Annotated in this window: 21 protein-coding genes; 6 read left to right on the top strand and 15 right to left on the bottom strand. The window is 32.4% G+C overall.

From position 1 onward, the window contains the following. Nucleotides 1-3: 3 nt before the first annotated feature. The 3 genes from GB234_RS14170 to GB234_RS14160 form a co-directional block, all read right to left on the bottom strand. On the bottom strand, nucleotides 4-1,635 hold the full coding sequence (locus GB234_RS14170) for an amidohydrolase (RefSeq protein WP_151895244.1): 1,632 nt from the start codon (nucleotides 1,633-1,635) through the stop codon (nucleotides 4-6). 141 nt (nucleotides 1,636-1,776) lie between these two features. Next, complete coding sequence (locus tag GB234_RS14165) at nucleotides 1,777-3,558, bottom strand: TonB-dependent receptor (protein WP_235906153.1); 1,782 nt, start codon at nucleotides 3,556-3,558, stop codon at nucleotides 1,777-1,779. A gap of 69 nt (nucleotides 3,559-3,627) precedes the next feature. Further along, a complete protein-coding gene (locus tag GB234_RS14160) occupies nucleotides 3,628-6,651 on the bottom strand; it encodes a tetratricopeptide repeat protein (RefSeq protein ID WP_151895243.1) in 3,024 nt (1,007 codons plus the stop codon). 265 nt (nucleotides 6,652-6,916) lie between these two features. Between GB234_RS14160 and GB234_RS14155 the strand changes: the two genes are divergently transcribed. From GB234_RS14155 to GB234_RS14145, 3 genes are all read left to right on the top strand, one after another. Next, on the top strand, nucleotides 6,917-7,393 hold the full coding sequence (locus GB234_RS14155) for a tail fiber protein (RefSeq protein WP_151895242.1): 477 nt from the start codon (nucleotides 6,917-6,919) through the stop codon (nucleotides 7,391-7,393). After that, nucleotides 7,393-9,081: a S8 family peptidase gene (locus GB234_RS14150; RefSeq protein WP_151895241.1), complete on the top strand. Its 1,689-nt coding sequence runs from the start codon at nucleotides 7,393-7,395 to the stop codon at nucleotides 9,079-9,081. Before GB234_RS14155 ends, GB234_RS14150 begins: the two co-directional genes overlap by 1 nt. Nucleotides 9,082-9,239: 158 nt before the next feature. After that, nucleotides 9,240-9,923, top strand: coding sequence for a cell division ATP-binding protein FtsE (locus GB234_RS14145; RefSeq protein ID WP_151895240.1), 684 nt, complete (start codon nucleotides 9,240-9,242; stop codon nucleotides 9,921-9,923). Between the two features lie 22 nt (nucleotides 9,924-9,945). Here the strand turns inward: GB234_RS14145 and GB234_RS14140 are convergent, their stop codons facing one another. Both GB234_RS14140 and GB234_RS14135 read right to left on the bottom strand, forming a co-directional pair. Beyond that, nucleotides 9,946-10,866 (bottom strand): LB_356 family protein, encoded by a 921-nt coding sequence (locus GB234_RS14140; RefSeq protein ID WP_151895239.1) that lies wholly within the window; start codon nucleotides 10,864-10,866, stop codon nucleotides 9,946-9,948. A gap of 2 nt (nucleotides 10,867-10,868) precedes the next feature. Further along, on the bottom strand, nucleotides 10,869-12,290 hold the full coding sequence (locus GB234_RS14135; protein ID WP_151895238.1) for an MBOAT family O-acyltransferase: 1,422 nt from the start codon (nucleotides 12,288-12,290) through the stop codon (nucleotides 10,869-10,871). A 112-nt stretch (nucleotides 12,291-12,402) separates the two neighbouring features. On the opposite strand from GB234_RS14135, the gene GB234_RS14130 reads away from it, so the two are divergent. Together GB234_RS14130 and GB234_RS14125 are read left to right on the top strand one after the other, a co-directional pair. After that, nucleotides 12,403-13,290 (top strand): glycosyltransferase family 2 protein, encoded by an 888-nt coding sequence (locus tag GB234_RS14130; protein ID WP_172966900.1) that lies wholly within the window; start codon nucleotides 12,403-12,405, stop codon nucleotides 13,288-13,290. Continuing rightward, on the top strand, nucleotides 13,283-14,215 hold the full coding sequence (locus GB234_RS14125; protein WP_151895236.1) for a glycosyltransferase family 2 protein: 933 nt from the start codon (nucleotides 13,283-13,285) through the stop codon (nucleotides 14,213-14,215). The genes GB234_RS14130 and GB234_RS14125 overlap by 8 nt, the downstream gene beginning before the upstream one ends. A 32-nt stretch (nucleotides 14,216-14,247) precedes the next feature. On the opposite strand, the gene GB234_RS14120 is transcribed toward GB234_RS14125, so the two are convergent. Then, a complete protein-coding gene (locus tag GB234_RS14120; protein ID WP_151895235.1) occupies nucleotides 14,248-14,667 on the bottom strand; it encodes a sugar 3,4-ketoisomerase in 420 nt (139 codons plus the stop codon). Further along, nucleotides 14,654-15,757 carry a glycosyltransferase gene (locus GB234_RS14115; protein ID WP_151895234.1) on the bottom strand — a complete coding sequence of 368 codons (1,104 nt, stop codon included), beginning with the start codon at nucleotides 15,755-15,757 and terminating at the stop codon, nucleotides 14,654-14,656. The genes GB234_RS14120 and GB234_RS14115 overlap by 14 nt, the downstream gene beginning before the upstream one ends. A gap of 33 nt (nucleotides 15,758-15,790) precedes the next feature. Here GB234_RS14115 and GB234_RS14110 point away from each other — a divergent pair, with 33 nt between their 5' ends. Further along, complete coding sequence (locus GB234_RS14110; protein WP_151895233.1) at nucleotides 15,791-16,933, top strand: glycosyltransferase; 1,143 nt, start codon at nucleotides 15,791-15,793, stop codon at nucleotides 16,931-16,933. On the opposite strand, the gene GB234_RS14105 is transcribed toward GB234_RS14110, so the two are convergent. The 8 genes from GB234_RS14105 to GB234_RS14070 form a co-directional block, all read right to left on the bottom strand. Beyond that, nucleotides 16,930-17,760, bottom strand: a complete 831-nt coding sequence (locus GB234_RS14105; RefSeq protein WP_151895232.1) for a phytanoyl-CoA dioxygenase family protein — start codon at nucleotides 17,758-17,760, stop codon at nucleotides 16,930-16,932. The two genes, GB234_RS14110 and GB234_RS14105, sit on opposite strands and share 4 nt — an antisense overlap. A 25-nt stretch (nucleotides 17,761-17,785) precedes the next feature. After that, nucleotides 17,786-19,093: an O-antigen translocase gene (locus tag GB234_RS14100; RefSeq protein ID WP_151895231.1), complete on the bottom strand. Its 1,308-nt coding sequence runs from the start codon at nucleotides 19,091-19,093 to the stop codon at nucleotides 17,786-17,788. After that, the gene (locus GB234_RS14095; protein ID WP_151895230.1) at nucleotides 19,094-20,194 is read right to left on the bottom strand and encodes a DegT/DnrJ/EryC1/StrS family aminotransferase; all 1,101 of its coding nucleotides are present in this window, start codon (nucleotides 20,192-20,194) and stop codon (nucleotides 19,094-19,096) included. Then, entirely contained in the window at nucleotides 20,191-21,063 is an 873-nt protein-coding gene (locus GB234_RS14090; protein WP_235906151.1) for a GNAT family N-acetyltransferase, read from the bottom strand. Before GB234_RS14090 ends, GB234_RS14095 begins: the two co-directional genes overlap by 4 nt. Before the next feature lie 116 nt (nucleotides 21,064-21,179). Beyond that, nucleotides 21,180-22,646 (bottom strand): LTA synthase family protein, encoded by a 1,467-nt coding sequence (locus GB234_RS14085; RefSeq protein ID WP_151895228.1) that lies wholly within the window; start codon nucleotides 22,644-22,646, stop codon nucleotides 21,180-21,182. Nucleotides 22,647-22,651: 5 nt separating this feature from the next. Further along, nucleotides 22,652-24,145 carry a sulfatase-like hydrolase/transferase gene (locus tag GB234_RS14080; protein ID WP_151895227.1) on the bottom strand — a complete coding sequence of 498 codons (1,494 nt, stop codon included), beginning with the start codon at nucleotides 24,143-24,145 and terminating at the stop codon, nucleotides 22,652-22,654. Then, the gene (locus GB234_RS14075; RefSeq protein WP_151895226.1) at nucleotides 24,132-25,529 is read right to left on the bottom strand and encodes a class I SAM-dependent methyltransferase; all 1,398 of its coding nucleotides are present in this window, start codon (nucleotides 25,527-25,529) and stop codon (nucleotides 24,132-24,134) included. Before GB234_RS14075 ends, GB234_RS14080 begins: the two co-directional genes overlap by 14 nt. Next, nucleotides 25,513-25,716, bottom strand: coding sequence for a hypothetical protein (locus GB234_RS14070; RefSeq protein ID WP_151895225.1), 204 nt, complete (start codon nucleotides 25,714-25,716; stop codon nucleotides 25,513-25,515). Before GB234_RS14070 ends, GB234_RS14075 begins: the two co-directional genes overlap by 17 nt. Between the last annotated feature and the right edge of the window lie 99 nt (nucleotides 25,717-25,815).

Here is a 25,815-nt window from a genome sequence, read left to right as displayed (position 1 = left end):
AGTTTAATTTCGAGTAAACACTTTTTTTCCATTTATAAAAGTTGCTATCGTCATCGTTTTAGGGATACTATCTTCTGGTATTTCCATTATGTTTCGATCAAGCACTGTAAAATCTGCAAACTTGCCTTTTTCAATACTCCCTTTTTCATTTTCTTCAAAGTTTGCGTAGGCTGCCCAAATAGTCATTCCTCTTAATGCTTCTTCACGACTCAAAGCGTCTTCTTTTCTAAAACCATCATCAGGATAATTATCTAAATCTTTTCTTGCTACTGCCGCATAAAACGTAAGCATTGGGTTTACTTGTTCTACTGGAAAATCTGTTCCTAAAGCTACAATCCCTGCATTATTTAATAATGTTTTATATGCATAGGCACCTTTAATGCGTTCTGCACCTACTCTATCTTCTGCCCAATACATATCGCTGGTAGCGTGAGTGGGTTGTATTGATGGGATGATGTTTTTAGAAAAATCTTTAAAGTCAATAGGTGTTACAATTTGTGCATGCTCTACTCTCCAGCGAGCATCTTCTTTTCCTTCAAGTGCTTTTTTATAAGCTCTAAGAACAGCTACATTTGCAGAGTCTCCTATGGCATGCGTATTCATTTGATAACCTGCTGCCGCAATAGCCGAAGCTAGAGAGTCCAATTGTGCTGCTGGTGTAATCATCGCACCAAAATGATTTTCAACATCACTATAACTTTCACGCATTGCAGCACCACGAGAGCCTAATGCTCCATCTGCATATACCTTAACAGAGCGTACATTTAGCCTATCTGTTTTAATAATCCCATTGGGTAGAAAATGATTTAAGTCCTCAGGAGTGTTGCTTACCATAGCATATACTCTTAAATCAAGTTTTCCGTTTTTTTGGAGAGCATCAATAGCATTTATGACCTCAATAGAAAGACCAGCGTCATCTAGTGTTGTTAAGCCATAGGAAAGGCAAACCTCCTCAGCTTGAGTTAGTGCACTTTCAATCATCTCAATGCTAGGCTTAGGAACTACTTTTCTTACTAACTCCATAGGAGTATCAATAAGCAATCCTGTTAATTTTCCGTCAAAAACCTCAACCTCTCCACCGGGAACTTTAGTTTTTTTAGTAATACCTGCAAGTGCTAATGCTTTTGAGTTTGCTACCATTGCATGACCGTCAATACGAGTTAATGCTACTGGTGTATTAGGAAACAATGAATCTAATTCAATATTTGTAGGAAACTCTTTAATTGGCCAATCGTTTTGGTCCCAACCTCTACCTAAAATAAAATCTGTTTCTTTTTCTTTCTGAAATGTGACAACCCTTTCTAAGACGTCTTTATAACTGGTAGTACCTACTAGATTTACACGTTGCATAGACCTCCCTAAATTATATAAATGTGCGTGCGCATCAATAAGTCCTGGGACAATTGTTTTTCCACCTGCATCAAACGTTTCGGTAACGCTGTATTTAAGTTCCAGTTCTGGCTTAATACCTATTTCTAATATTTTTCCATCTTTTACAACAAATGAATTTGCAGTATCAAAGGACTCATTAACTGTGTAGATATTTGCATTTTTAACTAATAAATCTGCATCAATTTTATCAGGGGCGCAGTTTACAAATAGTAAGATTGAAAGTAGAAGGTATAAAGGCTTCATAAATTTTAGTTTTCAGTTTTGGTAAAAATAAGGAATACATCGAAGCAAATTTCCGAAGAGAGAAAATAAAAAATGCTCCCTCCAGAAATCGAAATCTGAAAGAAGCATTATATAGATTACCAATCTAAATTTATGATCTTATTACCAATCAAATTTATATGTTGCACCACCTAATACTTGAATTCCTTGAACGGGGTAATTGTACCACTTTTCATAGTTTCCACCTATTAAATTACTACCTTTCATAAAGATTGATAAGCGCTCACTCAAGCGATATCCTACATGCACATTAGCATCCACATACCCATCTAGAGTTACTACGCCGCTATCAGCAACAATATTATCAATCAATAAATTATCATCAAAATCTTTACGTTCTCCTACATAAAACAATGAAACACCTCCGTACAATGCTTCTGTAATATTAAATGTACTAAATACTGTTGCTTGTAATGATGGGAGGTTCCAAGCTTCTTGTTGGTTATCTGTGTTATAACTATTAAAAGTTCCATTAACACCTATATTGAAATTGGGAGAAATTTCGGCCTTTAATTCCCCAAAAAAACTTAATGTGTTTATATCATCATAAATAACATTAAAAGAATTTCCATATTTATAGCCTTCAGTGTCTAATGGCGATGGTGTATATGAGTTTGCCTTAAACAAGCTTTTGTCATTTTCATTACTGTAACTCCCTCGCACATTATAAGCAATGGCGCTTGACAACTTTCCTTTTAACCCCAAAAATGCATCATAGTTTTTGCTCGTGGGAGCAATATTTAGCGTGGGAGATATAAATGGATTAACTTCTTTAAAATCATAAAAAGTATTTTGTGTTAAACCTCCTTCAATCCCAGCATATGCAATTACCAACTCATCAACAACACTATAGGAAGCTAAAACATTAGGGTACACATAAAAATCTGTCTCGCTATTCTCTGTATCCATCCCCACATAAACTTTTGCGCCAAGTGATAGCGATAAATCATCTGTAATAATATCAATTGATGGAAGAATCCCCGCGTTAAACTGACTATAATTCTGTGTTTCTGAGTCAAACAACCCTTCATAGAAACTGCCGCTTAAATAATCTAAATCTATTCCTATTTTAAACTTATTGTCTGCTACGGGGAATGCAAACTCTGGCATGGCGGTAAAATTAATTTCAGATGACTCATAACTATCGCTCAAGTATCTAAGTTTTGCAGTTGCCTTATCAAAAAACGAATTTTCAACATCAATAGTTCCACCTATGTAACCGCTAAAATAGTTTTGAACAAAATCTGTATCATCAAAAAAAGCATCTGGTTGAAAATTGAAAGCATCATTTATACCATACCAGTTATATGATTGATGCTCTACTCCCACATCTAATCCATAAGAGGCATCTCGCTGGCGGCTACTATAGCTTAAATCTAATTGCGTGTCAAAAAAATCTGTTGAGGCTTTTACATCATCAATATCTCCCATTGCGCTGTTATGACTAAAAAAGACTCCTACATTATCTGTACGGCTCAATTGAAAATTACTATATAATTCGCCTAAAACAGTAGTGTAGTTTCCAAAACCTAACGTTGCATAATTATCAAACAATTTTATCTTCTTTGCTTTTTCAACTGTTTGCGCTTTTCCTTTTGACGGTGTAAATGTTGAAGCCACAGGCACTGAGAAAATACTGTACTCTACTTGTTTTTTTTGTTCACTTATGGAGTCATTTAAAACTGGTGTTTCTTTAATCTTAAATGCATCACTAATTGTAGGCGTGTATGGCTTAACAATATTAACCACTTCAGTCCCTAGCGGATCATCATCTTCTTGCGCTATAATAGGAAACGTACAAATGAATGCTATAATCAATAACAATACATTTTGATTATTTAAGCTTTTAAAAATTGATTTTATTATAAAAGTTGTACTTGTCATACAATGGTATTATTTAGGTTGCTTTTTGTTGTTTTACTTCGGAAATATGTGGGGTGCAAACAATTTTGTTTAATTTTTCTCTGGTGCTTCAACCGAAGAATTTGTTTTAGACTCTGCTGTTTTAATTGTTGCAAGTTCCTTTTGTGCCTCAGCAACTACTTCTGGAAAATCAGCAAAATTAGTAATTACACTATCTAAAATGTACGTAGCTTGGTATGCATCACCTAATCCATAAAAGTTCTTAGCCATAATCAATAGTCCTTTTGCTCCAAACAATTTATATCCGGAATAATCCTTTGCTAGTTTTTGAACCGACTGATTAGAAGATTCAAATTTTCCGTCTTTATTTTTAAAATAAGCTTCATAATAAAGTGCTTCGGCGGCAAGCTGTCCTGTTGCAATTTTAGCTACTTCGGCATAGGCTGTTTTTGCTTTAGCTTCATTATCTGTTTTAATAGCTGAACGTGCTATAATGATTTGAGCATCACTTTTTATACTATTATCAATCTTACTATTTTGTAACACCTTATCTGCATAAGCAACCGCTTGTGTGTAGTTCTTTAACTCGTAGCTTGCTTTCATACTATTAGTTTGAGCAAAGATTATATTTTGTGGAAAATCTGCTTCGGTTTCTAAACGAGCTAAATATGACAACGCATTTTGATAGTCTTTTTGGGCAAGGTATACTTCTGATATACGCGCTAATGCCTGCTCAGTAAATTCATTACGCTCTTTGTCTACTACAAATTTAAAATGTGGAATTGCTTTAACGCCGTCCTCATTTCCGAAGTGCATTTCACCTAAATAAAAATGTGCTTTCATAGCATGTTGCCCTGACGGGAACTGCTCTAAATATGCTTCAAAACGCTTAATTGCTTGCGATACATCGTTTTGTAAATAAGGTTGCTCAGCAGCTTGATATGTTGCATCATCTAACTCTGCATCTTCAATATCAACAAAATCTAAAGTGTTTACCCATGTCGCATAATCATCCACACGACCTTGATCTATAAAAATAATTTTTGCACTGCCCACTGCTTGCATGGCCTCTGGCGTAGAGGGATAATCACTAGCAACCATTTTAAATAATGAAAGTGCTTCGTTACTTTTTCCATCATTATCTAGAATAAGCGCCTGCTTCAATAATGCTTTTGAAACGTAACTACTTTTAGGTTGCTCTTTTACTAGTTTACGATACGTACGAGTGGCATCTGCATTTCGGTTTTGTGCTAAATAGGTGTTTGCTAACTCATACAGGGCATCATCTTTATAGATTGATTTTGGATAACTATTTCCATAACTTTCTAACCCTTTAATTTTATCCTCTGTTCTATCAACAAAGCCATAACTTATTGCTTTTTGAAATGCCGCATAGTCATTATCGCTATTGCTCAACTCAATTGATTTGTTATAATTTTCCATTGCTGGCCAGTATTTACTGGTTACAAAATAACTATCACCTAATCGTAAAAAGGCATCTTTTTTCCTAGCCTTATCAGCAGATGAAGAGGTTGTATATTTTTTAAAATTTTCAATAGCCTTATCGTAGTCTTTTAATTTAAAATAATTGTAACCCAGATTGTAGCCGCTATTTATATATTCTTGAGTTCCTACCGCTCCAGGAAGTTGCATAAATTGCTTATATCCTAATGCAGCTTCTTCAAAGTTTGACAATTGGAAATCACTCTCAGCATTCCAATAAGTTGCACGTGCTGTAAATTTAGGGTCGCGAGGTTCTTTTAAAGATTTTTTAAAAAATGATTTTGCCTCTTGATAATTGCTTTCATTATACACTTCAATTCCACGATAGAACGCTACTTTTTGATACGCTAGTTTATTTTCAAATGAGCTATTGTTTTCTAACAATTGCATTGCTTCGCTATAATTTTTCGAAGTGATGTAAGAGTCTATTAATAAGTCTTTAAGTGCTGTATTATTTTTATTATCTGGATATTCTTCAATGAATGATAATAAAACCTGCGGCACACTCTGGTAGCTATTCCCTATCTCGTAGCTAATTTTTGCATAATTAAGCCAAGCATCTTCTTTGATTTCAGAGCTAAAATCCATTTCGGATGCATTTTTAAAGGCATTTAAAGCTTGTTGTTTTTGATCGAGTTTTAAATAAGACTCTGCTAAATGGTAGTATGCATTTTGAGATACAGCATTATTACCATCTACTATTTTATTAAACTCTCCAACAGCTTCTGCATATTTTGCTTGTTTGTAATACGCATACCCTAATTGGTAATAATCTGTATTATTCCATCGACCGCGTTGTCCTTTATATTCTTTTAAATAAGGAATTGCCTCAGCATATTGACCAAGGTTGAAATAACTCTCTCCAATTATTTTTGACAATTCGCTTTTCTCTTTTGGGCTAGAACGGTCAAATTGAGCAGCACCTAGTTCTATTGCTTTATCAAATTTGCCTAATTTAAAATTCATGTCTGCCTGATAATACGACATGTCTTTACTATAACGCTCTTCGTCTTTAACCTCTTCAAAAAGCTCATTTGCCTCTTCATAATCATCACCTTCATAAGCAATATATCCTAAATAATATTTAGCCTGCGAGCCATATTTTTGCGAAGTGTTTACTTGATTAAAATACTTTTTTGCTTGTGTAAACTCATTAGATTTGAAATATGCATACCCATTATTAAAATTGAAACGATCTCTTTCTCCACCACTTAACCCTGAAGTATCTACCTTATCATACCATTTACGAGCGTACGAATATTTTCCATTTTCAAAGTAGTAATTTGCTACATCAATGTAAGCTGAATTTCTTTTTACACTCGTAGGGTAGTTAGAAACAAAAGACGTCATCAACTGGTCTGCATCTTGTTGGTTAAGACGCACAGCACAATTAGCAATATAATAAGCACAATCACTTTCAACGCTCTCACTATCTGTCGTCTGTTTTACTTTTGAAAACTGACTTTGAGCTGCGAGATATTGGTCGTTATTATATAACTCAACTGCTTGGTTAAATTCGACCAGTTCGTTTGTAAAAGAAGCTGTTTGTTGTGCAAATGTGGTTGTAGAAAGAGCTAAAAATAAGCTAAAGGCTATAAGGTTTTTCAACATTAGTTTGGGTTTAAATGCTAAGTCAAAGATATAAGTTTCACTCCATGAGTTTTATAAATATCCTTTGAAGTATTCACAGGTTATGAACTATAATTTGTCCTTTGAAAATTTCAGGTTGTCAATAAAGTTAACGGCAAAGTTTGTATATAATTATATAGGTTTATCATAAGAAATAAGATTTAATATAATTTTAACTCGTTTTCTAAAAAGCATCCACTAATAAAATTTACTGTAACTTTAAACGATAATCTCAATCTAAATTTTCATGAAAAACTCCTTACTCGTCCTCTTCATTATTAGTATGACCTCTTGTATTGCTCAAACTAATACTAGCGTATTTAATGTCATCTCAGAAAAAAATGGAATGGTAGGCATTGGCACTCAAAATCCTGACGAAAAATTGACTGTTAAAGGAACAATTCACACTCAAGAAGTTTTAGTTGACCTTAATGGAGCCGTTGCTCCAGATTATGTTTTTGACATGTATTTTGACGGAGAGTCTCCTTTAAAAAAAGACTATACAATGATGAGCTTAACTTTACTTGAATCATTCATCGCTAAAAACCATCATTTACCTAACATTCCTAGCGCATCAACAATTGAAGAAAAAGGATTATCCTTAAAAGAAATGAACCTAGCATTATTAGAAAAAGTAGAAGAATTAACGCTCTATACTATTGAGCAACAAAAAGAAATTGAAGCTCTTAAAAAAGCAGTTCAATCGCTAATCGAGAAAAAATAATGAAATATTTAGTATTAATTTTTACACCTTTTTTCTTCTTCGGAAATGTGACTGCACATTCACAAGAAGAGGTTGAGCATTTTTATTTTCATGTAAACATTGCAGATACTGAAGCGTTCATAGTAAAAGAAAAACGCGATGGAACTTTTACAATAAAAAATAAGAATGATAAAAATGAGACAGCGATATATGAGAAGTACAATATATTTCAGTTTAAAATAGCATTTCCTAATACAGATCGAAAATTATTAAAAACAGTGCACACCATTGAGACAGACAATGTAGAACTCCTTAGTAGATTAAAAAACAAATTCCCCAATAAATACACACGAATTGACCAATTTTACCCTGCAAAAAACCCTTACTACCCCAACGATTATGGCACAACAAGTGCTGTTGAAAACAAAGGAAACAAATATCCTAGTTATGATTTGGATCTTATTCAAGCAGCAGATGCTTGGAGTATTACACGAGGCAATAAAAAAGTAATTGTAGGTATTAGTGACTCTAAAGTCGACTCACTTGACCCAGATTTAAAAGGTCGTGTAAGCAACTATTTATCATATAATAATTCAAAAAAAGGTATATCCTGTTCTCATGGAACTAATATAGCTGGAACAGCAATTGGGCGTATGGACAACGCATATGGAAGGCCTGGAATTTGTTCAGGATGTGATGTTATTGCACACAGTTATGGAACAATGGAAAAAATAGAAGAATTAGTAGCCGCTGGTGCAAAAGTGATTAATACAAGTTGGGCTATGTGTAAAATGGGCGGGAATTACAGTCAAAACATTAACGAGAGAATTAAAGAATATTATGATGATGGTATCATCATTGTTGCTGGTGCAGGAAATGGAAGGGATTGCAATAGAGATGGTATAAAAATAGGCGATTCCTTATATCCTGCCTCGTACGATCGGGTAATTTCGGTAACTGGCACGTACTTAGGCAATACCTTTGAAACAGATGAAGTTTTCCCAGACAAAGAAGGGAGGCTCATGACAAAAAGAATGAATGATAGACGAAATGGCTATTTTTATATAGAGGAAGATGGAACACTTACGCCAAACGACCCTGAAAAAGGTATGCAAGTAAATAAAGCTATTGACCTGCTTGCTCCTGCAGAGGGTTATTTGTTAGGGGCTGATATTTGCGGAAAAGAAAACCCTTATGGAGGCGCTAGCTCTAATGCAGCACCTTATGTAACAGGCACCATAGGCTTAATGTGGTCTGTAAATTATTGTTTAACAGCCTATGAAGTTGAAACCATTTTAAAACAAACAAGCGATGCCATTGAGCACTTAAATGGTAATGAAATATTTGTTGGTATGCTCGGGGCTGGAAGACTAAATACATATCGTGCTGTGGAAATGGCTAATGAACTTAAGAATCCCTTCGGAAATGTGACTTTTAAAAATAGAGATTTCTACCGCTTTGAATTCACTATAAGCAGCGCACCAAATACAATTACACTCCAAAATCAAACGTTTAGAGATGATGCTACTGTTGATTTTAAAGCTAAAGAATCAATTGTTTTAAAATCAGGCACTCGCATTGCACCTAACAAAAGGGGTTTTGCAAAATTAAGCATTGATCCAACCATTGAAATTAAAGAATGTGAACCCACACCTCCTAAAAAATATGGAAGCTATAAAGACCTATCGACGAACAATAAACCTCAATAATAAAAATTAAGATAATATTGAAAATTAACTTGGTTATTAAACAATTACGCAATCAACTCTTTACTATTATTTTTAATTTTGAAAATCATACAGGTGAAACTGTTTAAATTCTATATTATCTAAATTTAAAATTATATTTGTTTTAAAATTTATTGCACATGTCTCAAGCTGTCTTAGAATTTAAAAATGCTTCTATTTTTCAACGAGAAAATCTTATTCTTGATGAAGTCTCCGTAAAAGTTGACAAAGGCGAATTTGTTTATTTAATAGGTAAAACGGGCTCTGGTAAAAGTAGTTTTATGAAAACGCTTTATGGAGACTTGCCTCTACAAAAAGGGGAAGGGCATATTGTAGGACATAATTTAAAGACTTTAAAAGAGAAAGATATTCCTGCATTACGCAGAAAACTAGGTGTTGTTTTTCAAGACTTTAAATTACTAAATGACCGCACTGTAAAAGACAATCTTTTCTTTGTACTTAAAGCAACCGGCTGGAAGGATAAAAAGGAGATGGAGGCTAAAATTGATGAAGTACTTGATAAGGTAGGAATGAAAACTAAAAACTTTAAATTCCCACATCAATTATCTGGTGGTGAACAACAGCGTGTTGCAATAGCAAGAGCACTACTCAATGACCCAGAACTTATCCTTGCAGATGAGCCCACAGGAAACCTTGATCCGCAAACAAGTGTTGAAGTAATGCAGGTCTTGCAAGAAATAAACAATAATGGTAACACCATTTTAATGGCAACGCACGACTATGCATTACTTTTAAAATATCCTTCAAAAACTTTAAAGTGTGATGAAAATCAAATATTTGAAGTAGTACAGAAGACGGTTTAAAATTTAATGCAGACTGAAAATTTTAAAGAGTTGCTTTTAAATAGTCATCCACTAACCTACTACATTTTTTAGCTCCATTATTTGTTAAATGGTCTGCGTCCCTCAAATCTTCTTTATTAAATGTAGAATGCTGTGTTAAATCTAAGTGGTCTGTGTTTTGATGCTCTTTAGCTAATAGATGTAAAGTAGTTTCAATTTTTGACCATTTTTCTTGATCTAACAAGTCATAATAAGTGGGATACACAGGCATCTCTATTAATAATACTTTGACATTCCTATTTTGACAAAGTGCAATCATTCGTTGCAGTCTTACGGTATTGTTTTTAAAATCTAACAATCCATCTTCGTGTTTTTTTGCTATGAAGATTGAGATATTCTCTTTATCTGTAACAATGTCATTTTCATCTTGTATTCCGTAACCGTTTTTATAACAATTAACAATGGTACCGTTATCATGATATTGATGAGTTAACTCTAAAGATTTATGAAGTCTTCTCGCCAATGCTAGACTATATTTTTGGGGTGCAAATGACGACACGATAGGAACATCTAAATCCATCTGCGCTTCATAAAAATATTTGCGCCAACTATCTTCTTTTGAGTTTTCTAAAGAAGACAGACTAAAATAACTCACATTTAATATAACCGTTTTCAAACTATCCATTGAGTCAATATGCTTTTCTAATAGCAATTCGTCAAAATAAAGCGTTTGACTTATGTTAGCTAGATTAAATGTTTTAGAGGTAAAATACTCAGGATCTAATCCATAAAAAGTATGCGAATCTCCTAAAATGAGCGTCTCAATACAGTCATAATTTTCAATGAGCTTCGCTGTTTTATAGGTGTAATTCGTTTCTGTAGTACGGTAAAAAAACTCTAATGCTCCCCACAATGCCAACAATGGCAACAGGAATATGAGTAGTTTTATATAGAGCTTTTTCATACTTAAAATTGAAAATAAATAAATGGCTGCAAATCACCCGCATGCAGCAAAATAATCCCAACGAGAACATAGTATATTGCATAGCGCATTAATTTTGATTTAATAAACGTAATGTCCAGAATATGGCCTCTGTGGCGTTGTATCCATTCAAAACACATATACAAAAACAATAATAATATACCACTTCTTGGAATATTAGGCATTGTAATTAAACTTGGCGAAGCGATTGTTTTTATATATAAAAATGCATCTGTAATTGTTTCGGCACGAAAGAAAATCCATGCGATGACTACAATTAAAAATGTTGTAAAAATATTAAATAGCTCTTTAAATGTAGGTAGTTTTTTTCCCTTCGGAAACGTGACATCCTTTTTAACAAATAGAATTACAGGAATAACAAACAGCCCATGAATGAATCCCCAAAAAATAAATGTCCAATTAGCCCCATGCCATAATCCACTCACTAAAAAAACAATGAAAACATTTACAATCAATCTAGTTTTTGAAACCCTACTGCCACCAAGCGGGATATACACATAATCCCTAAACCAAGTGGAAAGCGAAATATGCCAACGTCGCCAAAAATCGGATAGGTTTTGTGATAAATATGGGTAGTTAAAATTTTTCATTAAATCAAACCCCATCAATCGTGAAGTACCAATAGCAATGTCACTATACCCAGAAAAATCTCCATAAATTTGAAATGCAAAAAACACTGCACCAAAAAATAATGTGCTTCCGCTTTCGGCTTGGTAGTTTTCAAATATATGGTTTGCTATTAAGGCACAGTTATCTGCAATAACCATTTTTTTAAAGAGTCCGCCAAGGATTAATCGCAATCCATCAACAGTAGGCTCCCTATTAAAAACACGTGGTTTTTTAAATTGTGGCAGTAAATGTGAGGCTCGCTCAATAGGACCTGCTACTAATTGTGGGAAAAACGAAACAAAGGCGAAAAATGAAACTACATTTTTAGTAGGTTCAATACGTTTACGATATAAATCTATAGTATAACTTAGTGTTTGAAAGGTATAAAAACTAATACCAACAGGCAGCAAAATATCTAAGGAGCTCATATTAAAACTAGTGCCAAATACGGCAAATGTTTCTGAAAATGAGGTGACAAAAAAATTGAAATATTTAAATGTGAAAAGTAATCCTAGGTTAAATACCAAGCTGGCAATGAGCAGCATTTTTCTGGTTTTAGGAATTTCGGCTTTGCCCATTGCGAGACCTATAGAATAATCTACAAGCGAGCTTAAAAAAATGAGTGATAGAAATCGCCAATCCCAAAAGGAATAAAAAAGATAGCTAACAACAACTAGAAATACATTTTGAAGTTGAAGTGATCGCTTAAAAATTGTCCAATATAAAAGCAATACCAGCGGAAAGAAAAAAGCAAAATCTACGGTATTGAAAAGCATGTTAGGATTTTATGGCAATATACACAGAAGTACTGTTTTTTCATATTGTACCGAGCTTTAAAAAGTTGCAGTGTGAGTGGTTTCTTCAATGGGAGTTTTGTACTTTCGGGGGATGATTTCTGTACTGATACCTACGTATAATTATGATGTGCGTGAACTTGTAAACAATGTTCATAAGCAGTGTGTGGATACAGGTATTGATTTTGAAATTTCCATTGTTGATGATTACAGCACAAATAGTTTGAGCTGTGAAAACAATGAAAAATTATCGATCTTATCGCATGTTAATTATACTAAAAACAAAGAAAATTTAGGGCGTACCGCGACAAGAAATAAACTTGCTGTTGAGGCTACTTTTGAGTGGTTACTGTTTTTAGATGCAGATGTGCTTCCTAAAGATACTATGTTTATTTCTAGTTACGTTTCAGCAATAAATAAAGAACACGAGTGTATTTATGGCGGAATTTCATACACAGATAGAAAGCCAAATAAAGAATTAATCCTGCGCTGGACTTATGGTAAACAGAGAGAGGTGAAAACTGTTTCACAACGCAAAAAGTTTCCTTTTGATGTTATTTCTCAAAACCTATGTATTAGAAAAAGCACATTTTTAAAATGTAATCCAGAAAAATATAATGCCTACGGTATGGATATTTTATTTTCGTACAATTTAAAAATGGAAAATATTAAAATGCTACATATTGATAACCCAATTGTTCATCACGGACTTGAAGATGCTGTGACATTTTTAAAAAAATCATTAAACGCTGTTGAATCTACTTACAATATGGAAAAGGAGGGTTTAATAAGTAATGATGCGAGACCGTTGCAGCGAGTTTATCTTAAATTGCAAAAAGGACATGGTTTACTTACATTTCAAAAAAGCTTTGCACTTGTAAAAAAACAGACATTTAAAAATTTACATTCCGCTAAACCTTCTATGAGATTACTGGACGCTTTTAAATTAAGTCACTTTATAAAATTAAAACGTAATGGCTAAATTTTCTGTAGTGATTGCTGTTTATAATAAAGAGGGATTTTTGAGTCAAACAATCCAAAGTGTACTTGCCCAAACGTTTGAGGATTTTGAGATTATCATTGTAAATGATGGATCTACAGATACCAGTGAACAAATTATAAAAAGTTTTGATGACCCGCGCATTAACTATTATTATCAAGAAAATGCTGGCGCTGGAGCAGCGAGAAATGCTGCAATTTCTATGACAACATCAAAATACATTGCGTTGCTGGATGCAGATGATTATTGGGATCAAGGATATCTTCAATGTATTAATTTATTAGTCAAAACTTACCCTGAAGAAAAAGTTTTTGCTGTGGCATGTAGAATAGAAAATAGAAAAAAAACAAGTGCTCCTGTATATTCTATTGCAAATTTGCAACCTAACGAAACACGAGTGTTAGATTTTTTTGACAGTAGTTATATCAATAGTATTTTGACTAGCTCAAGTACTGTATTACACCACTCTGTTTTTAATAAAATAGGGGTTTATAACCCAAAAATAAAAAGTGGTCAAGATACTGATCTTTGGATCCGTATAGGATTGCATTACAAAGTTGTTTTTAAAAACACTCCCTATGCAACCTATAATTATAGTCCTTCAAGTTTGTCAAATACAACATTTAATATAAATGAAAAAATTGATTTATATCCTTACAAACAATTTGAAAACAAACACTCTTCATTACAGAAGTTTTTAGATTTAAATCATTTTTCGATAGCTATATTAGCTAAAAAAACAGGAAACATTGAAGGGTTTGAAAAACATTTTAAAGAAATAAACCAAGAAAATCTAAATAAGAAACAACGGTTTTTATTAAATGCATCGCCTTTAATGTTAAAAAGTTTAGCTTTAATGAAAAGGGTTTTAGAAACTCTTGGTCTGCCTTTGAGCGCTTTTAAATAAAATTTAAAATCTAATTACAAATAGTAAATTAGTTAATCTTTACAATACAATTTAAAATCATCATAATCCCTAATATAATCTTCCTCATCATAGACTTCACTAACAAGAGAAAGACACACAGCACCAGCCGAAAAATTTTCAAGTTCTCTCCAAATCCCACATGGAATTAAGAGTCCTTTATTAGGTCTATTTAATGTAAACGTTTTGCGCTCTTTTCCATTATCAAGAACAACATCAAAACTACCACTCAAAGCAATCAAAAACTGTTGTAATTCTTTGTGGGCATGTCCTCCCCTAATAGAATCGCTAGGTACATCGTACAAATAATACACTCTTTTAATATCGTAAGGTATGAGATCTTTTTCTATTACAGATAGATTACCTCTTCCATCCTGTGCAATTATCTTAGGGATATCCCTTAACTCTATATTCTTTAAATTAATGTAGCTCATTTTGTATTAATGTATCCCATTGTTTTGAAACCTCCTCCATTGAAAATTTTGTAACTGTAACTTTTGCATTCCTTTTACAGTATTCAAGCAGCTCTTTATTTGTAATCATTTCATGAATGGCCTTTGAGAATAAAGGTATACTTCTTTCTTTAACTAACAAACCATTTAATTTATGTATTATAATTTCTGAAGGGCCAGATACAATATCTAATGATACTACTGGAGTGCCTAACGAAAGAGACTCAACAAGGACCATAGGAAATCCCTCATATTTACTTGTAAGTGTTGTAAACTGTGCGTTTGCAACAATCGAAAATGGGTTTTTATTAAAAGGAATAAAAACAATATGAGATTTACATTCTTGACTTTCTGCTAACTCTTTAATTCTTTCTTTATCTTTTCCATCGCCCATAATCACTAGAAAAACATCTTGTTGCCAGATTTTTGATGCTTGAAATGAGTGAATCAAAAAACTGAAATCTTTTATAGCATCTTCAATCCTTCCGTACGTAAGTAGATATTTTTTATCTTTTAAAATATTGGGCAATTCATTTTTACCTGCTCCCCATTCTGGATTATAACTATTATAAATAGTGTTACAATTTGTAACCCCCATTTTTTTTATCTCTTCTGAAATATGTATTGAAACTCCTATCGTGCATACATTTTTATTATAAACACTTGCAAACCTCAAAGGCATTTCGGTAAAGTATCCCGAAAGATTAGAACTATGTACCACATAAATCTTTTTTAATCCCTTATAGATATATCGATTATAAAATTGCTCACGCCAGTAGCTATTTTTAGATCTGTGATCAATGATAACATCAAAATTTTCATTAATCAAAAATTTCCGAAGCCTTCTAAATCTTTTTAATCGTTTTAATAACGTGTCGTTTTGCTTTTTAAACACACCCAAATTAAACAACGTTCCTGAAAATTTAAAGTCAACATTATCATTTAAAATAACAATGTGCACATTATGCCCTTTGTTTGATAACATTTGGGAAAGCATTGCGGAGGAGCGTTCAGCACCTCCTTTACCGAGAGATATTGCTACAATGCAAATTTTTTTATGGTTATCTTGCAAACGTTTCTTTAATTTAAAATTGAACGTAATTAAATGAAAATTCTTCTACTTGGCGAATATAATTCTTCTCATTATACTTTAAAAGAAGGATTGGTCACTTTAGGTCACGAAGTTACAGTTTTAGGTTTAGGTGATGGCTTTAAAAATCGCTTAGTAGATATAAATTTTCAAAATAAGTTTATAAAAGGTTTTCCTCGTTTTGTTAAAAGAGTTATTTATAAACTATTTAAAGTTGATATCAACTCACTAAATATTAGAAAGCAATTTTACAAACATCAGGATCTATTTAAAGGCAATGATATTGTTCAATTAATTAATGAGAATACCTTTGGCACTGTTCCCAAAATTGAAAAAGAGCTACTCGCATTTGTATTTGAGCATAACAAAAATGTGTTTTTATTGTCTTGTGGTACAGATTATCCAAGCGTTAAATATGCAATGGATGATAATTTTAAATATTCAATTTTAACACCATTTAAAGAAGGGCGTGGTAGTGCTCCAGAATATCTAAATGCAATAAAGCACACAAGTACCCCTTATATTGAACTTCACCATTTTATTTATAAAAGCATTAAAGGTGTCATAGCTTCAGACCTTGATTATGAGATTCCTCTTTTAGGAAATAAAAAATATTTAGGGATGGTAGCAAACCCCATTAAGACTGAACAAATTAAATATATCCATCCAGTATTAAATGGAAAAATAAGTATCTTCCATGGAATCAATAGGTCTAATTACCATAAAAAAGGAAACTATATTTTTGAAAAGGCCTTGAAAATAATTTCAGAAAAATTTAAAGATAAAATTGAAATTATTACCGTAGAAAACGTTCCCTATAAAACCTATATAAACCTTTTTAATTCAGCACATATTTTATTAGACCAAGTATTTGCTTATGATCAAGGATTCAATGCACTTGAGGCTATGGCAAAAGGAAAGGTTGTATTTACTGGTGCCGAGAAAGAATGGTTAGATTATTATAAACTTGAGGAAGACACTGTTGCAATCAACGCACTACCGGACCCTATTAAAATTGCAGAAAAACTAGAGTGGCTTATTTTAAATCCAGAAAAAATTCTAGAAATTTCTCAAAATGCTCGCAAATTTATTGAAGCGCATCATAATTATATTGATGTTTCTCAAAAGTATTTTGATAAGTGGTCCAGTAAAATTTAAGCTTTTAACTTCGGAAATCTTAGCTCAATAGACACTCGTGTTTTGTCACTTCTATTTACTGCTGCTCCATGAATTAAAAATGGTGAAAACAATAGTGCATTTCCCTCTTTAGGGTTGGGGCGTATCATATCCATATTACCATCCTTAGTTTTTAAGATACACGGTACAAAATAAGTATTTCCGTTAATAGTAGCACCTTTGCTATTGGTCCTATAAATTTCATTTTCCGGCAATAAATGACTTCCTGGTAATACCGGCAATGATGTTTGCTCATTACAGCTTTCAATAGGTATCCATACATTTACTACATCTTCCCAATAACTCAAATAACCATCTCTATGTGGTGGATTTATATCTAATGAGCTAGGACGGTTTATGCGTATTTGAATGTGCGATTTTTGCAACTCTTCCACCCACGAGGTTAATTTGTAGCCTAGAATTTTTCCAAAACGCTCGGTAAGCGCATCTATATCAAAATCAAAATCTTCATTAGTCAAACTTCTGGTTATATCAATTACTTGAAGATGCTGCTTATCTGTTTTAACTACATTATGGTAATCCCTTAATTCAAAATTTGACGGATATTCAATTTTGTTGATTTTAAAGGCTTTGATAATGTTTTTTTTAATGGAATCTTTTAAATTTTGAAATTCATTTCCGAAGAAAGCCTCAACAACACCGTACCCCTTTTCACTCCAACTAGTTTTAGATATAACGCTATTTTCTGGTTTATAAAGGAGCTCTTCTTTACCCCAAAAAAAATCACCAATTACTTCAAATTGATATGGGGTATTGTCAATAGACAGTTTACAAGTTTCAGCAGCCATTTTAAATATTTTATAATTTTATAATCTAGTCATTTTTCGTCTCTTCTCCATCACCCATCAAGTTTTTGTTAAATGCTCTTTGTAACAATAAAAGTACTACAATAAAGTAAATAATATACCTAATAAAATGTGCTATAACAACTCCTTCAACTCCATAAATGGGAACGAGGTAATAAGAAAGACCAAAGAAAAGAATGGTGGAGATTACTTCAGAAAATATAAAATTTCTAACCATCTTTTTTGCAAGAAACTGGGTTGCTAAAATAATAGAAGCTAACCTAATAAAGTCTCCCATTAATTGCCATTTAAACAATGGTGCCATGCCGTCAAAACCTGGAAAAATTAAATCTATAATAAAATGACGTAAAAAATAAATTAATAACATTCCTGCTCCAAAAAGAGGTAAAAGTGTTTTGTAAATACTGCCCACTTCTTTAAAAAACAAAAATTTTGTTTTGATAGTGGCAAATTTAGGTATCACATACATCGTAAAAAGCAATGATGAAAATGCCATGTAATTTTTAGACAAATCAAGCATACCTGACCAGAGACCAGATTCGGTTTGCGAAATATTTGTACGAATCATATTTCTAATTTCAACCTCAACAAAGCTTAAAACCACTGTTGACATAAATGAGATTAATGTAAACGCTAACAACACATTTTTAAATGGAGTTCTAAATGAAATTTGCTTATAATCAATGTAGTTTTTAAAAGTTTTAAAAAATACATACAACATTATAATCAATTGTAACGCTGGGGTAATTGCAATAGAATATAATGCAAATTCAAAATGATTATTCCATGCAAAATATAGTAGCAAAATAGCCGAGATAAGATATGTTACAATGTCAACCTTAGCAAAACGTTTATACTCGGTAAGTCCATTAACTATACCATTATACAACCGTTGTAGTCCTATCATGGGCGCCACACACCCTATAACAATTAATACTGAAGCGTAATCTGTTGTTTCAAAAAAATACTCAGAAAGCGGTTTTGAAAATATAGCTAATGCAATTGCAACGATACTGGAACTAAACATCCAAAAGACAAAAGCAGTAGAGAATAATCCATTTAATTTTTCTTGGTCTTCCTTATGTTCTGCAACATATTTTACAATACCATTAAAAAAACCAAACGATGTTAATGATAAAATTCCTTGTTGAATACTACGCAATTGACCAATAATGTCAATCCCTACTTCACCAAAATTTTCTGCAACTACTCTTCTTATAAACAAAGAAAATACCTGCCTAACAATAATAATTGGAGCATTTACCGAAGTTATCTTCAGTAACAAATTTGATTTAATGGAGTCTGGAATTTTCAATTAATAACGATTTAAAACTTCAATAACACGACTCACTTGTGCTTCATTCATCACTGGACTTATGGGAATACTAATTACTTGATTGTGCAACATTTCGGTAATTGGAAAGTTTAAATCTTTTAATTCTAACAATGCATTTTGTTGATGTGGCGCAATGGGATAGTGTATTAAACTGCCAATTTTATTATCATTTAAATACTGCTGAAATTCATTTCTATTCTCTACTCTAACTACAAACAAATGGAATATGTGATTTTCAGTTCCATCATAATTGGGCATTAAAATTTTTGAATTATCTATTTCTGAAATATAACGCTTAGCAATTTCTCTTCGGAAATCATTATCTGCACTTAATTTTGGCAACTTAATATTTAAAAAAGCAGCTTGAATTTCATCTAGCCTTGAGTTAAACCCCAAAACATCATTGACATATTTTGAAGAAGTCCCGTAGTTACGTAATTTCCGAAGTACTGCTGCAAGTGCATCATCATTGGTTGTCACAGCTCCACCATCGCCTAGTGCTCCTAAATTTTTAGTAGGGTAAAAACTAAAACCTCCCGCATTACCTAAATTTCCGGCACATTTTCCACCTCCATCTTTTGCGCCGTGTGCTTGGGCAGCATCTTCAATAACTATTAAATCATACTCTTTACTTAAAGCATTAATTTCCTCCATTGGGGCTAGTTGTCCATACAAATGTACAGGCATAATCGCTTTAGACTTAGGCGTTATTGCTTGTTTTAAAGCTAGTAAATCAAAATTAAATTTTTCTGTTTCAACCTCTACAAGAATGGGTTTCAATCCAGCCTGTTTGATTGCAATAATTGTGGCAATAAATGTATTTGAAGCGACAAGAACTTCATCACCATCTTTTAATTTTCCTAGTAACTTATAACCTTCAAGAATTAAACGTAGTGCATCTAATCCATTTCCCATACCTATGCAATGAGTAACGCCACAATAGGCTGCAAAGGCTTGTTCAAAAGCTTTGACCTGATTTCCAAGAATATAATAACTACTATCTAAAAAATTCTGAAATCCAATTTTGAAGTCGTTTTCAAAACGGGCGTTTATCGCATATACATCAATAAATGGAATCATAGCACGTTTAAATCTAAGGTTTTGTACTTTACTGTTTCCACAACGTAATTATCTGCAACAAACGTACGCGCACCACAACTTTCTTTCCAAAAAATGAGCCCGCTATTAAGTTTTGTTCCGTTTTCTTCACTCGAAATATTGAAGTCAAAATAGCGTTTTTGCTTAGCAAAATGATTAATAATAAAATCGTATGCAAGGTCTAAACTGCCATAAGCATTTTTATCACTATTACCTGAAACGTATTGTGGATGAATAGTTGTTTTAGTTAAAAAAACAGTAGTTCCTGCAACAATGGTATCGTCTTTATATACATTAACTTGTTTAATATTTTCTGGAAAACGTGATGCAAGCAGTTTAATTTCTTCAAGTGAATGCACTGGTTTTACACCGTGTTTTTTTGTGAGATTGGGAATAAGAATTTCATTCCAAAAACTATCAAAATTATCTTCTACTTTTATTTTTAAACCATTTCTAATTGCTTTATTTATACCTTCTCTTCGATTTTTTTGAAACCCTAAATTATGCGTAGTATCTATAACCATTAGCGCATCTCTTTTTACTAGTTGGGCTTCAGCTTTAAAAAGAAAATAGGAAAGCTCATCTGCGGGTAAACTATTATAAAACGTAGGGATATTTCTAATTTCTAACGTTTGTATTCCTTCCGAAGAAAGAAATTTTAAAAGAGCTTTAAAAGCCTCAAAAGCATATAACAATTTTGCTTTTTCTTGAAGCACAAAACTCCCATACGTCAATCCTTGATGCGAATAAACTACTCCATCTTTAACGTTTGCTGGAAGTACAGCGTACAAATTGTCATCTTTAAAAACCATTAATGAATAGTCCTTAAATCTGTCACTGTGATAATCCATAAAGCCTCTATCAAAAAGAAACGTCGCATTTTTTGCGCTTGCAATAAATGCGTTCCATTGAGAGAAATCTTCTTTCTTATATTTCCTTACTGTAAAGATATTTTAGGTTTTTTTTGTTACTCAATTGGCACGTAATACGCTTTGTAATTTTCGTCAAGCACTTGAAAATAAGCAGCATTACTTCCTTCATATAATGGAAGATAGCTATTATCTACTTCAAGATCATTTAAAATATTTTTATCATCTGCCAAATATGAGAAAATATAAGGAAACAGATTGACATTCGTCTTACAATTAAAGCCTTTAGGCTCGTTATTTTGAGGCCATTTAATACTTAACAAACTACTAAATGTAGATTTTGTCTCAATTGCTGTAAGCTGTCTCGTCTCAACTTCCTTTACAGATTTTAATCCTACGTAACCGCCATGGTCTGCCACAATAACTATCAACGCATTATTATCATTTTTATTAATAATTGAAATAAGTTCTTTCAGCCATAAATTTGCGCTTTTAAGCCGTGAAAAATAATTTTCTCTTTCCTTTTCTATTCCCTGCGATGATGCTTGCGTGTATGCAATATGGCTAGGAAGCGTTTTCTCAATAAAATAAAAATTTGATGACGCAGATTGATTTTTAACTAAATTTCTAAAATCTGTCACAATATCTACATTGTGAATACCTCCTGAGTCGTATATCTTTTCTGTTTTGCCTTCCACATTACTGTGATCAAATAATGCTGTTTTTCTATTTACTGTAAAGAAAGAATTGTCTGTTACTAAATGTGTTTTGTAGTCGTTATTCTTTAATATTTTCAACACATTATTATCATTACCCACAATTACCTCTTGAGCGCCAAACGTCTTCAAATTTCCTGAATATGTATTTTTATAATAGTGATGCTTCATTGCAAACATAGAAGCGTTTGATGTTAATGTTGAATAATAATTGCTTCGGAAATTTTTATAATTTATAAAATCGTTTTCAATTAAATAATCTTCAAACTTTGTATCACTATAATTATAAGGTGCCTTTTTCATTACCTCAAAATCCGTATAACCATCAGGTTGTATTACATAGATATTAGGTTTATTATTTAAAGTAATATTTTCAAGTTTTGGTGTAATTTGTGTCCAACTATTATTATAATTAAAAGCGAAAAACAACTTAGGTATTAATGTAAAGAGGCTCATTACAGCTATAATAATCTGAAGCAGTACAATCTTTTTTAAATATTTATTAAGCAACAAACTAAAAAGTGCTGCAATAACAATAACGAGAACAAATACTTTTTTGTTTGAAAGAAAAATAAGCATACTCAACAATCCAGAAAAACAAACAAAGTTTATAGCAGCGAGTCTATATTTTTGAAACTTTTGAAGAAAAGAAAGATTAAAAATATATTTTGAAACTAAGACCAAAGTAATAGGAACTACAAAACAAGCAGTAATTAGAAAAAATAGCTGAAACCAAGAATCTGCCAAATCTAGATTGCTACTATAATAATGAAAAAACGGATATAAACCCGCTGCAATGGCAACAAGTAACTGAGGAACTTTATCGTTTTTTAAAAAGTTTAAAAACATATTAATTAATTTTTAAAAACTTTTTCTAGTGTAATATCACCAGCATCATTAATATATTTATAAACATCATTGGGAGCTCCTTCATTTAATATAACGTAACTACTATTATCTTCTAGATTAGTCAAATATTGTTCATTTTCTGAAAGGTAAGAAAACAATATTCTAAATAAGTTTACACTACTCACCAGTTTTTCATCATAACTTGGTGCTTCATTATTAGGCCAATGAATCAATAAATTACTACTAAATATAGAGTTTATAATGCCAGCATCTTGTGTTTTTTTATAAATCTGCTCCGTAAAATTCATTCCTACAAACCCACCATGGTCTGCCATGATTATTATAAGTGCATTAGGGTCTTTTTTTTTAACTACAGTAATTAGCTGTGTTAGGTTTTCATTGGCTTTTTTTAAACTTTCAAGCCACTCTTCTCGCTCAATTTTGCTCCCATCACTTATTGATTCTCTTCCTTCTATATGCCCTGGATTAAACATTTCAATAAAAAAAAACTGAGGTTTTGCGTTGTTAACTTTTAAACTATCTAATATCTGCACTACGTTTCTTTGCTTACCTAAACCTGTTCCAATAAATGGAATTTCAGAAACTATAATATTACTATTATCATAACCCAGGGTGGGTTTATTCATTAACAAATAATGCTTTTCTCCTAAAAAAGTTGTGTTATACCCATTGCCTTTAAATACATCGAGAACTGTGTTTTTAGACATAATTATATCACGTGCATTGAGCGCTTCATTAAAACTCTTCTCACCATTATAATAATGGTGCTTCATCATAAATGTAGAACTATTTGATGAAAGTGTAGCCGCGTAATTACTCCTAAAATTAGGATAGTGAACAAAACCATTTGCTGCCACAAAATTTTCAAATTTAGTATTGTCATAATTATATGGGGCTTTTCTTAATGTAGAAAAATTGACATAGCCATCTGGCTGAATATAGTATATATTGGGCTTTTTCTTAAAAGTAGCACTGGCGATTTCATCTGGTTGTTGCATCCAAGAAGTATCGTATGTCAATTGTTTTACTATATGTTGAGTAAGCGAAAATCCTGCTATGATGGCAAGTATAAGTTGTAGTGCAATAATTTTCTTCAAATGTTTATGAAGTAAATATGCAGCTACAATAGCAATGAAAAAAATTACTACAATCATTTTTTTTTGAATGCCTGCGTATAAACAAACTTTCATCAAAAAAAGAAATATAAAAATGTTTAAAAATGGAAAGATGTATTTTTTAAACTTTTCAGGTACTATTTTTTTTTGAATCAATTTTGCAAAAAGAAAAACAACAAATGGAACTCCAATAAACATTGATAAAAAATACCCAAAATGCCCCCAAGTATTCACCAGAGGATAATTATTTGAATAATAAAAGAAAATTGGATACAACCCGGCAGCAATTGCAGCAAGTAATGGAGAAACGTTATTAGGTTTTAAAAACGCTACAAAAAAACTCTCTTTCTTAGGCGATGCCATTTTGTTTGTTTTTGTAAAGATACAAAATGCGCTTTGTGCCTTTAACCTCCACCTTTTTTTCTAAGTCAAAGTATTGTCCGTAACCCTGTTCAAATTCAGTTTGATTATAAAAATCAAAGTGGTTTATAAATTCTCTTTTTCTAACTAATAAGCTCTCCACCCAAGAGTCTTCTCTAGTAGGAAACTCAATAATAAGATGTGTAGAAAATTTTGAAAAGAATTCTGCAGATTTATTAAATGGAACATTACCACTCAACGTAATATGATGGATTAAAGCAAGTGCCATTGTAACATCTGGCGCATAAGTTGCTAATCTATCAATTAAGGAATTACGTTCTGTATTATTAAATCCAATTCCTGGTGCTGGTTGTAAAACGTCACATACAAAAGGCAACATATTTGTTTCCTTATGTTCTTGTACTTGTTTGTAATTATAGGCTACAGCATTGCTGTCAATATCTGTTACAATAACGTTTGGCACTTGAGAAAGCACTGTACGAGCAAAAGTCCCGTCATTACCCCCCATGTCAATCAATCGCTGTGGTTTTAAATTACTTACCCAGTCTTGAATAAGCTCCTTTTTACCTTGAAAAGCTGCGTCGTTGTAATTTGTTTTATCATAGTAATTACCCCACTCGGTTTCTTCTTTAAGACTCATCTTTTTAATAAAATTAAAAAGATTATCTAGAATATTATTTTGTGCTTTTTTAGAAAGCTTTGCAATCTTAGTTTCGGCTTTATAGTCTTCGCTATGCTTGCTCTCCATCTTTGCAGCTAGATGGATGTTTGTGTAAATCGTAGAACTTAATTTTGTCTTCCCAGGAAGCAATGATGAAATCAACTTTACAGGAATCCCATCAATATGTGTTTGCAACATTTTGAAAATTTCGGTGCCATGATAGCTAGCTAAAACTAACGGTCCAAAAAAATGCGTTATAAATTGTTTGTAGGCCCTCCACGGAGTATCTTCTTCATAAAAATCAAATGAGAGTGTATCTATAAAAATGGGCTTTCCTTTATGAAATGTAATATTATAAGCAGATGCATCTTTCAAGATAAACCCTTTAGTTAAAGCATATTTTTGAAGCTTTAAAGTATGTAGCGCTGCATGTTTAAATTGCTCAAAACTCCACTCATAAGGATTCGTAATAAAAGGAATGGGCTCTGGAGTAATAATAATTTCATTTTCAAAAACGCTATTTTCTTTATGAGGAATAAGCAATTCATTTTTAAAAAGTGTGGCAAAAAAACCACTGTCCTTTAGCGCATTATATTGCTTAAAATAGATAGGGTTTATTCTCCTTCTAAGTGTATCGTCATCATAAAACATGTGGCCTGATGGATCACGAAACGAAGCCTCGTGTGTCTTATTGTTTTTTGTCATCTTTCCCATCCTCATTTTCATCAACATCAATAGAATCGTAAGTATCGTCTTCGTCCTTATTCATGCCAAAAAAACCTTTTATTTTGTACATTACTCCTTTAGAAAAAAGCAAAACACCAGCAACTCCCGCTGCTACAGCTTGTACAATCATCATTCCCAGACCGGGATCAAAATATAATAAATGCATAGTTTTAATTCTGTTAGCAAATAAACGAAAAATGTAGGTTTTTGTTGGGCTGAGGGATAGATTTATTTTCGGTGTTATTTTTTTAAGAAAAATATACCC

This window comes from Patiriisocius marinistellae, assembly GCF_009014635.1.
GTDB lineage: Bacteria > Bacteroidota > Bacteroidia > Flavobacteriales > Flavobacteriaceae > Patiriisocius > Patiriisocius marinistellae.
Note: the sequence above shows the minus strand (reverse complement) of the source record. Positions and strands in the feature narration are given on the sequence as shown.

Bases quoted from the DNA above. Each gene is read 5' to 3' on its own strand.
- GB234_RS14170 (WP_151895244.1), bottom strand. From the start codon at position 1,635: ATGAAGCCTTTATACCTTCTACTTTCAATCTTACTATTTGTAAACTGC.
- GB234_RS14165 (WP_235906153.1), bottom strand. From the start codon at position 3,558: ATGACAAGTACAACTTTTATAATAAAATCAATTTTTAAAAGCTTAAAT.
- GB234_RS14160 (WP_151895243.1), bottom strand. From the start codon at position 6,651: ATGTTGAAAAACCTTATAGCCTTTAGCTTATTTTTAGCTCTTTCTACA.
- GB234_RS14155 (WP_151895242.1), top strand. From the start codon at position 6,917: ATGAAAAACTCCTTACTCGTCCTCTTCATTATTAGTATGACCTCTTGT.
- GB234_RS14150 (WP_151895241.1), top strand. From the start codon at position 7,393: ATGAAATATTTAGTATTAATTTTTACACCTTTTTTCTTCTTCGGAAAT.
- GB234_RS14145 (WP_151895240.1), top strand. From the start codon at position 9,240: ATGTCTCAAGCTGTCTTAGAATTTAAAAATGCTTCTATTTTTCAACGA.
- GB234_RS14140 (WP_151895239.1), bottom strand. From the start codon at position 10,866: ATGAAAAAGCTCTATATAAAACTACTCATATTCCTGTTGCCATTGTTG.
- GB234_RS14135 (WP_151895238.1), bottom strand. From the start codon at position 12,290: ATGCTTTTCAATACCGTAGATTTTGCTTTTTTCTTTCCGCTGGTATTG.
- GB234_RS14130 (WP_172966900.1), top strand. From the start codon at position 12,403: ATGATTTCTGTACTGATACCTACGTATAATTATGATGTGCGTGAACTT.
- GB234_RS14125 (WP_151895236.1), top strand. From the start codon at position 13,283: ATGGCTAAATTTTCTGTAGTGATTGCTGTTTATAATAAAGAGGGATTT.
- GB234_RS14120 (WP_151895235.1), bottom strand. From the start codon at position 14,667: ATGAGCTACATTAATTTAAAGAATATAGAGTTAAGGGATATCCCTAAG.
- GB234_RS14110 (WP_151895233.1), top strand. From the start codon at position 15,791: ATGAAAATTCTTCTACTTGGCGAATATAATTCTTCTCATTATACTTTA.
- GB234_RS14105 (WP_151895232.1), bottom strand. From the start codon at position 17,760: ATGGCTGCTGAAACTTGTAAACTGTCTATTGACAATACCCCATATCAA.
- GB234_RS14095 (WP_151895230.1), bottom strand. From the start codon at position 20,194: ATGATTCCATTTATTGATGTATATGCGATAAACGCCCGTTTTGAAAAC.
- GB234_RS14090 (WP_235906151.1), bottom strand. From the start codon at position 21,063: ATGGATTATCACAGTGACAGATTTAAGGACTATTCATTAATGGTTTTT.
- GB234_RS14085 (WP_151895228.1), bottom strand. From the start codon at position 22,646: ATGTTTTTAAACTTTTTAAAAAACGATAAAGTTCCTCAGTTACTTGTT.
- GB234_RS14080 (WP_151895227.1), bottom strand. From the start codon at position 24,145: ATGGCATCGCCTAAGAAAGAGAGTTTTTTTGTAGCGTTTTTAAAACCT.
- GB234_RS14075 (WP_151895226.1), bottom strand. From the start codon at position 25,529: ATGACAAAAAACAATAAGACACACGAGGCTTCGTTTCGTGATCCATCA.
- GB234_RS14070 (WP_151895225.1), bottom strand. From the start codon at position 25,716: ATGCATTTATTATATTTTGATCCCGGTCTGGGAATGATGATTGTACAA.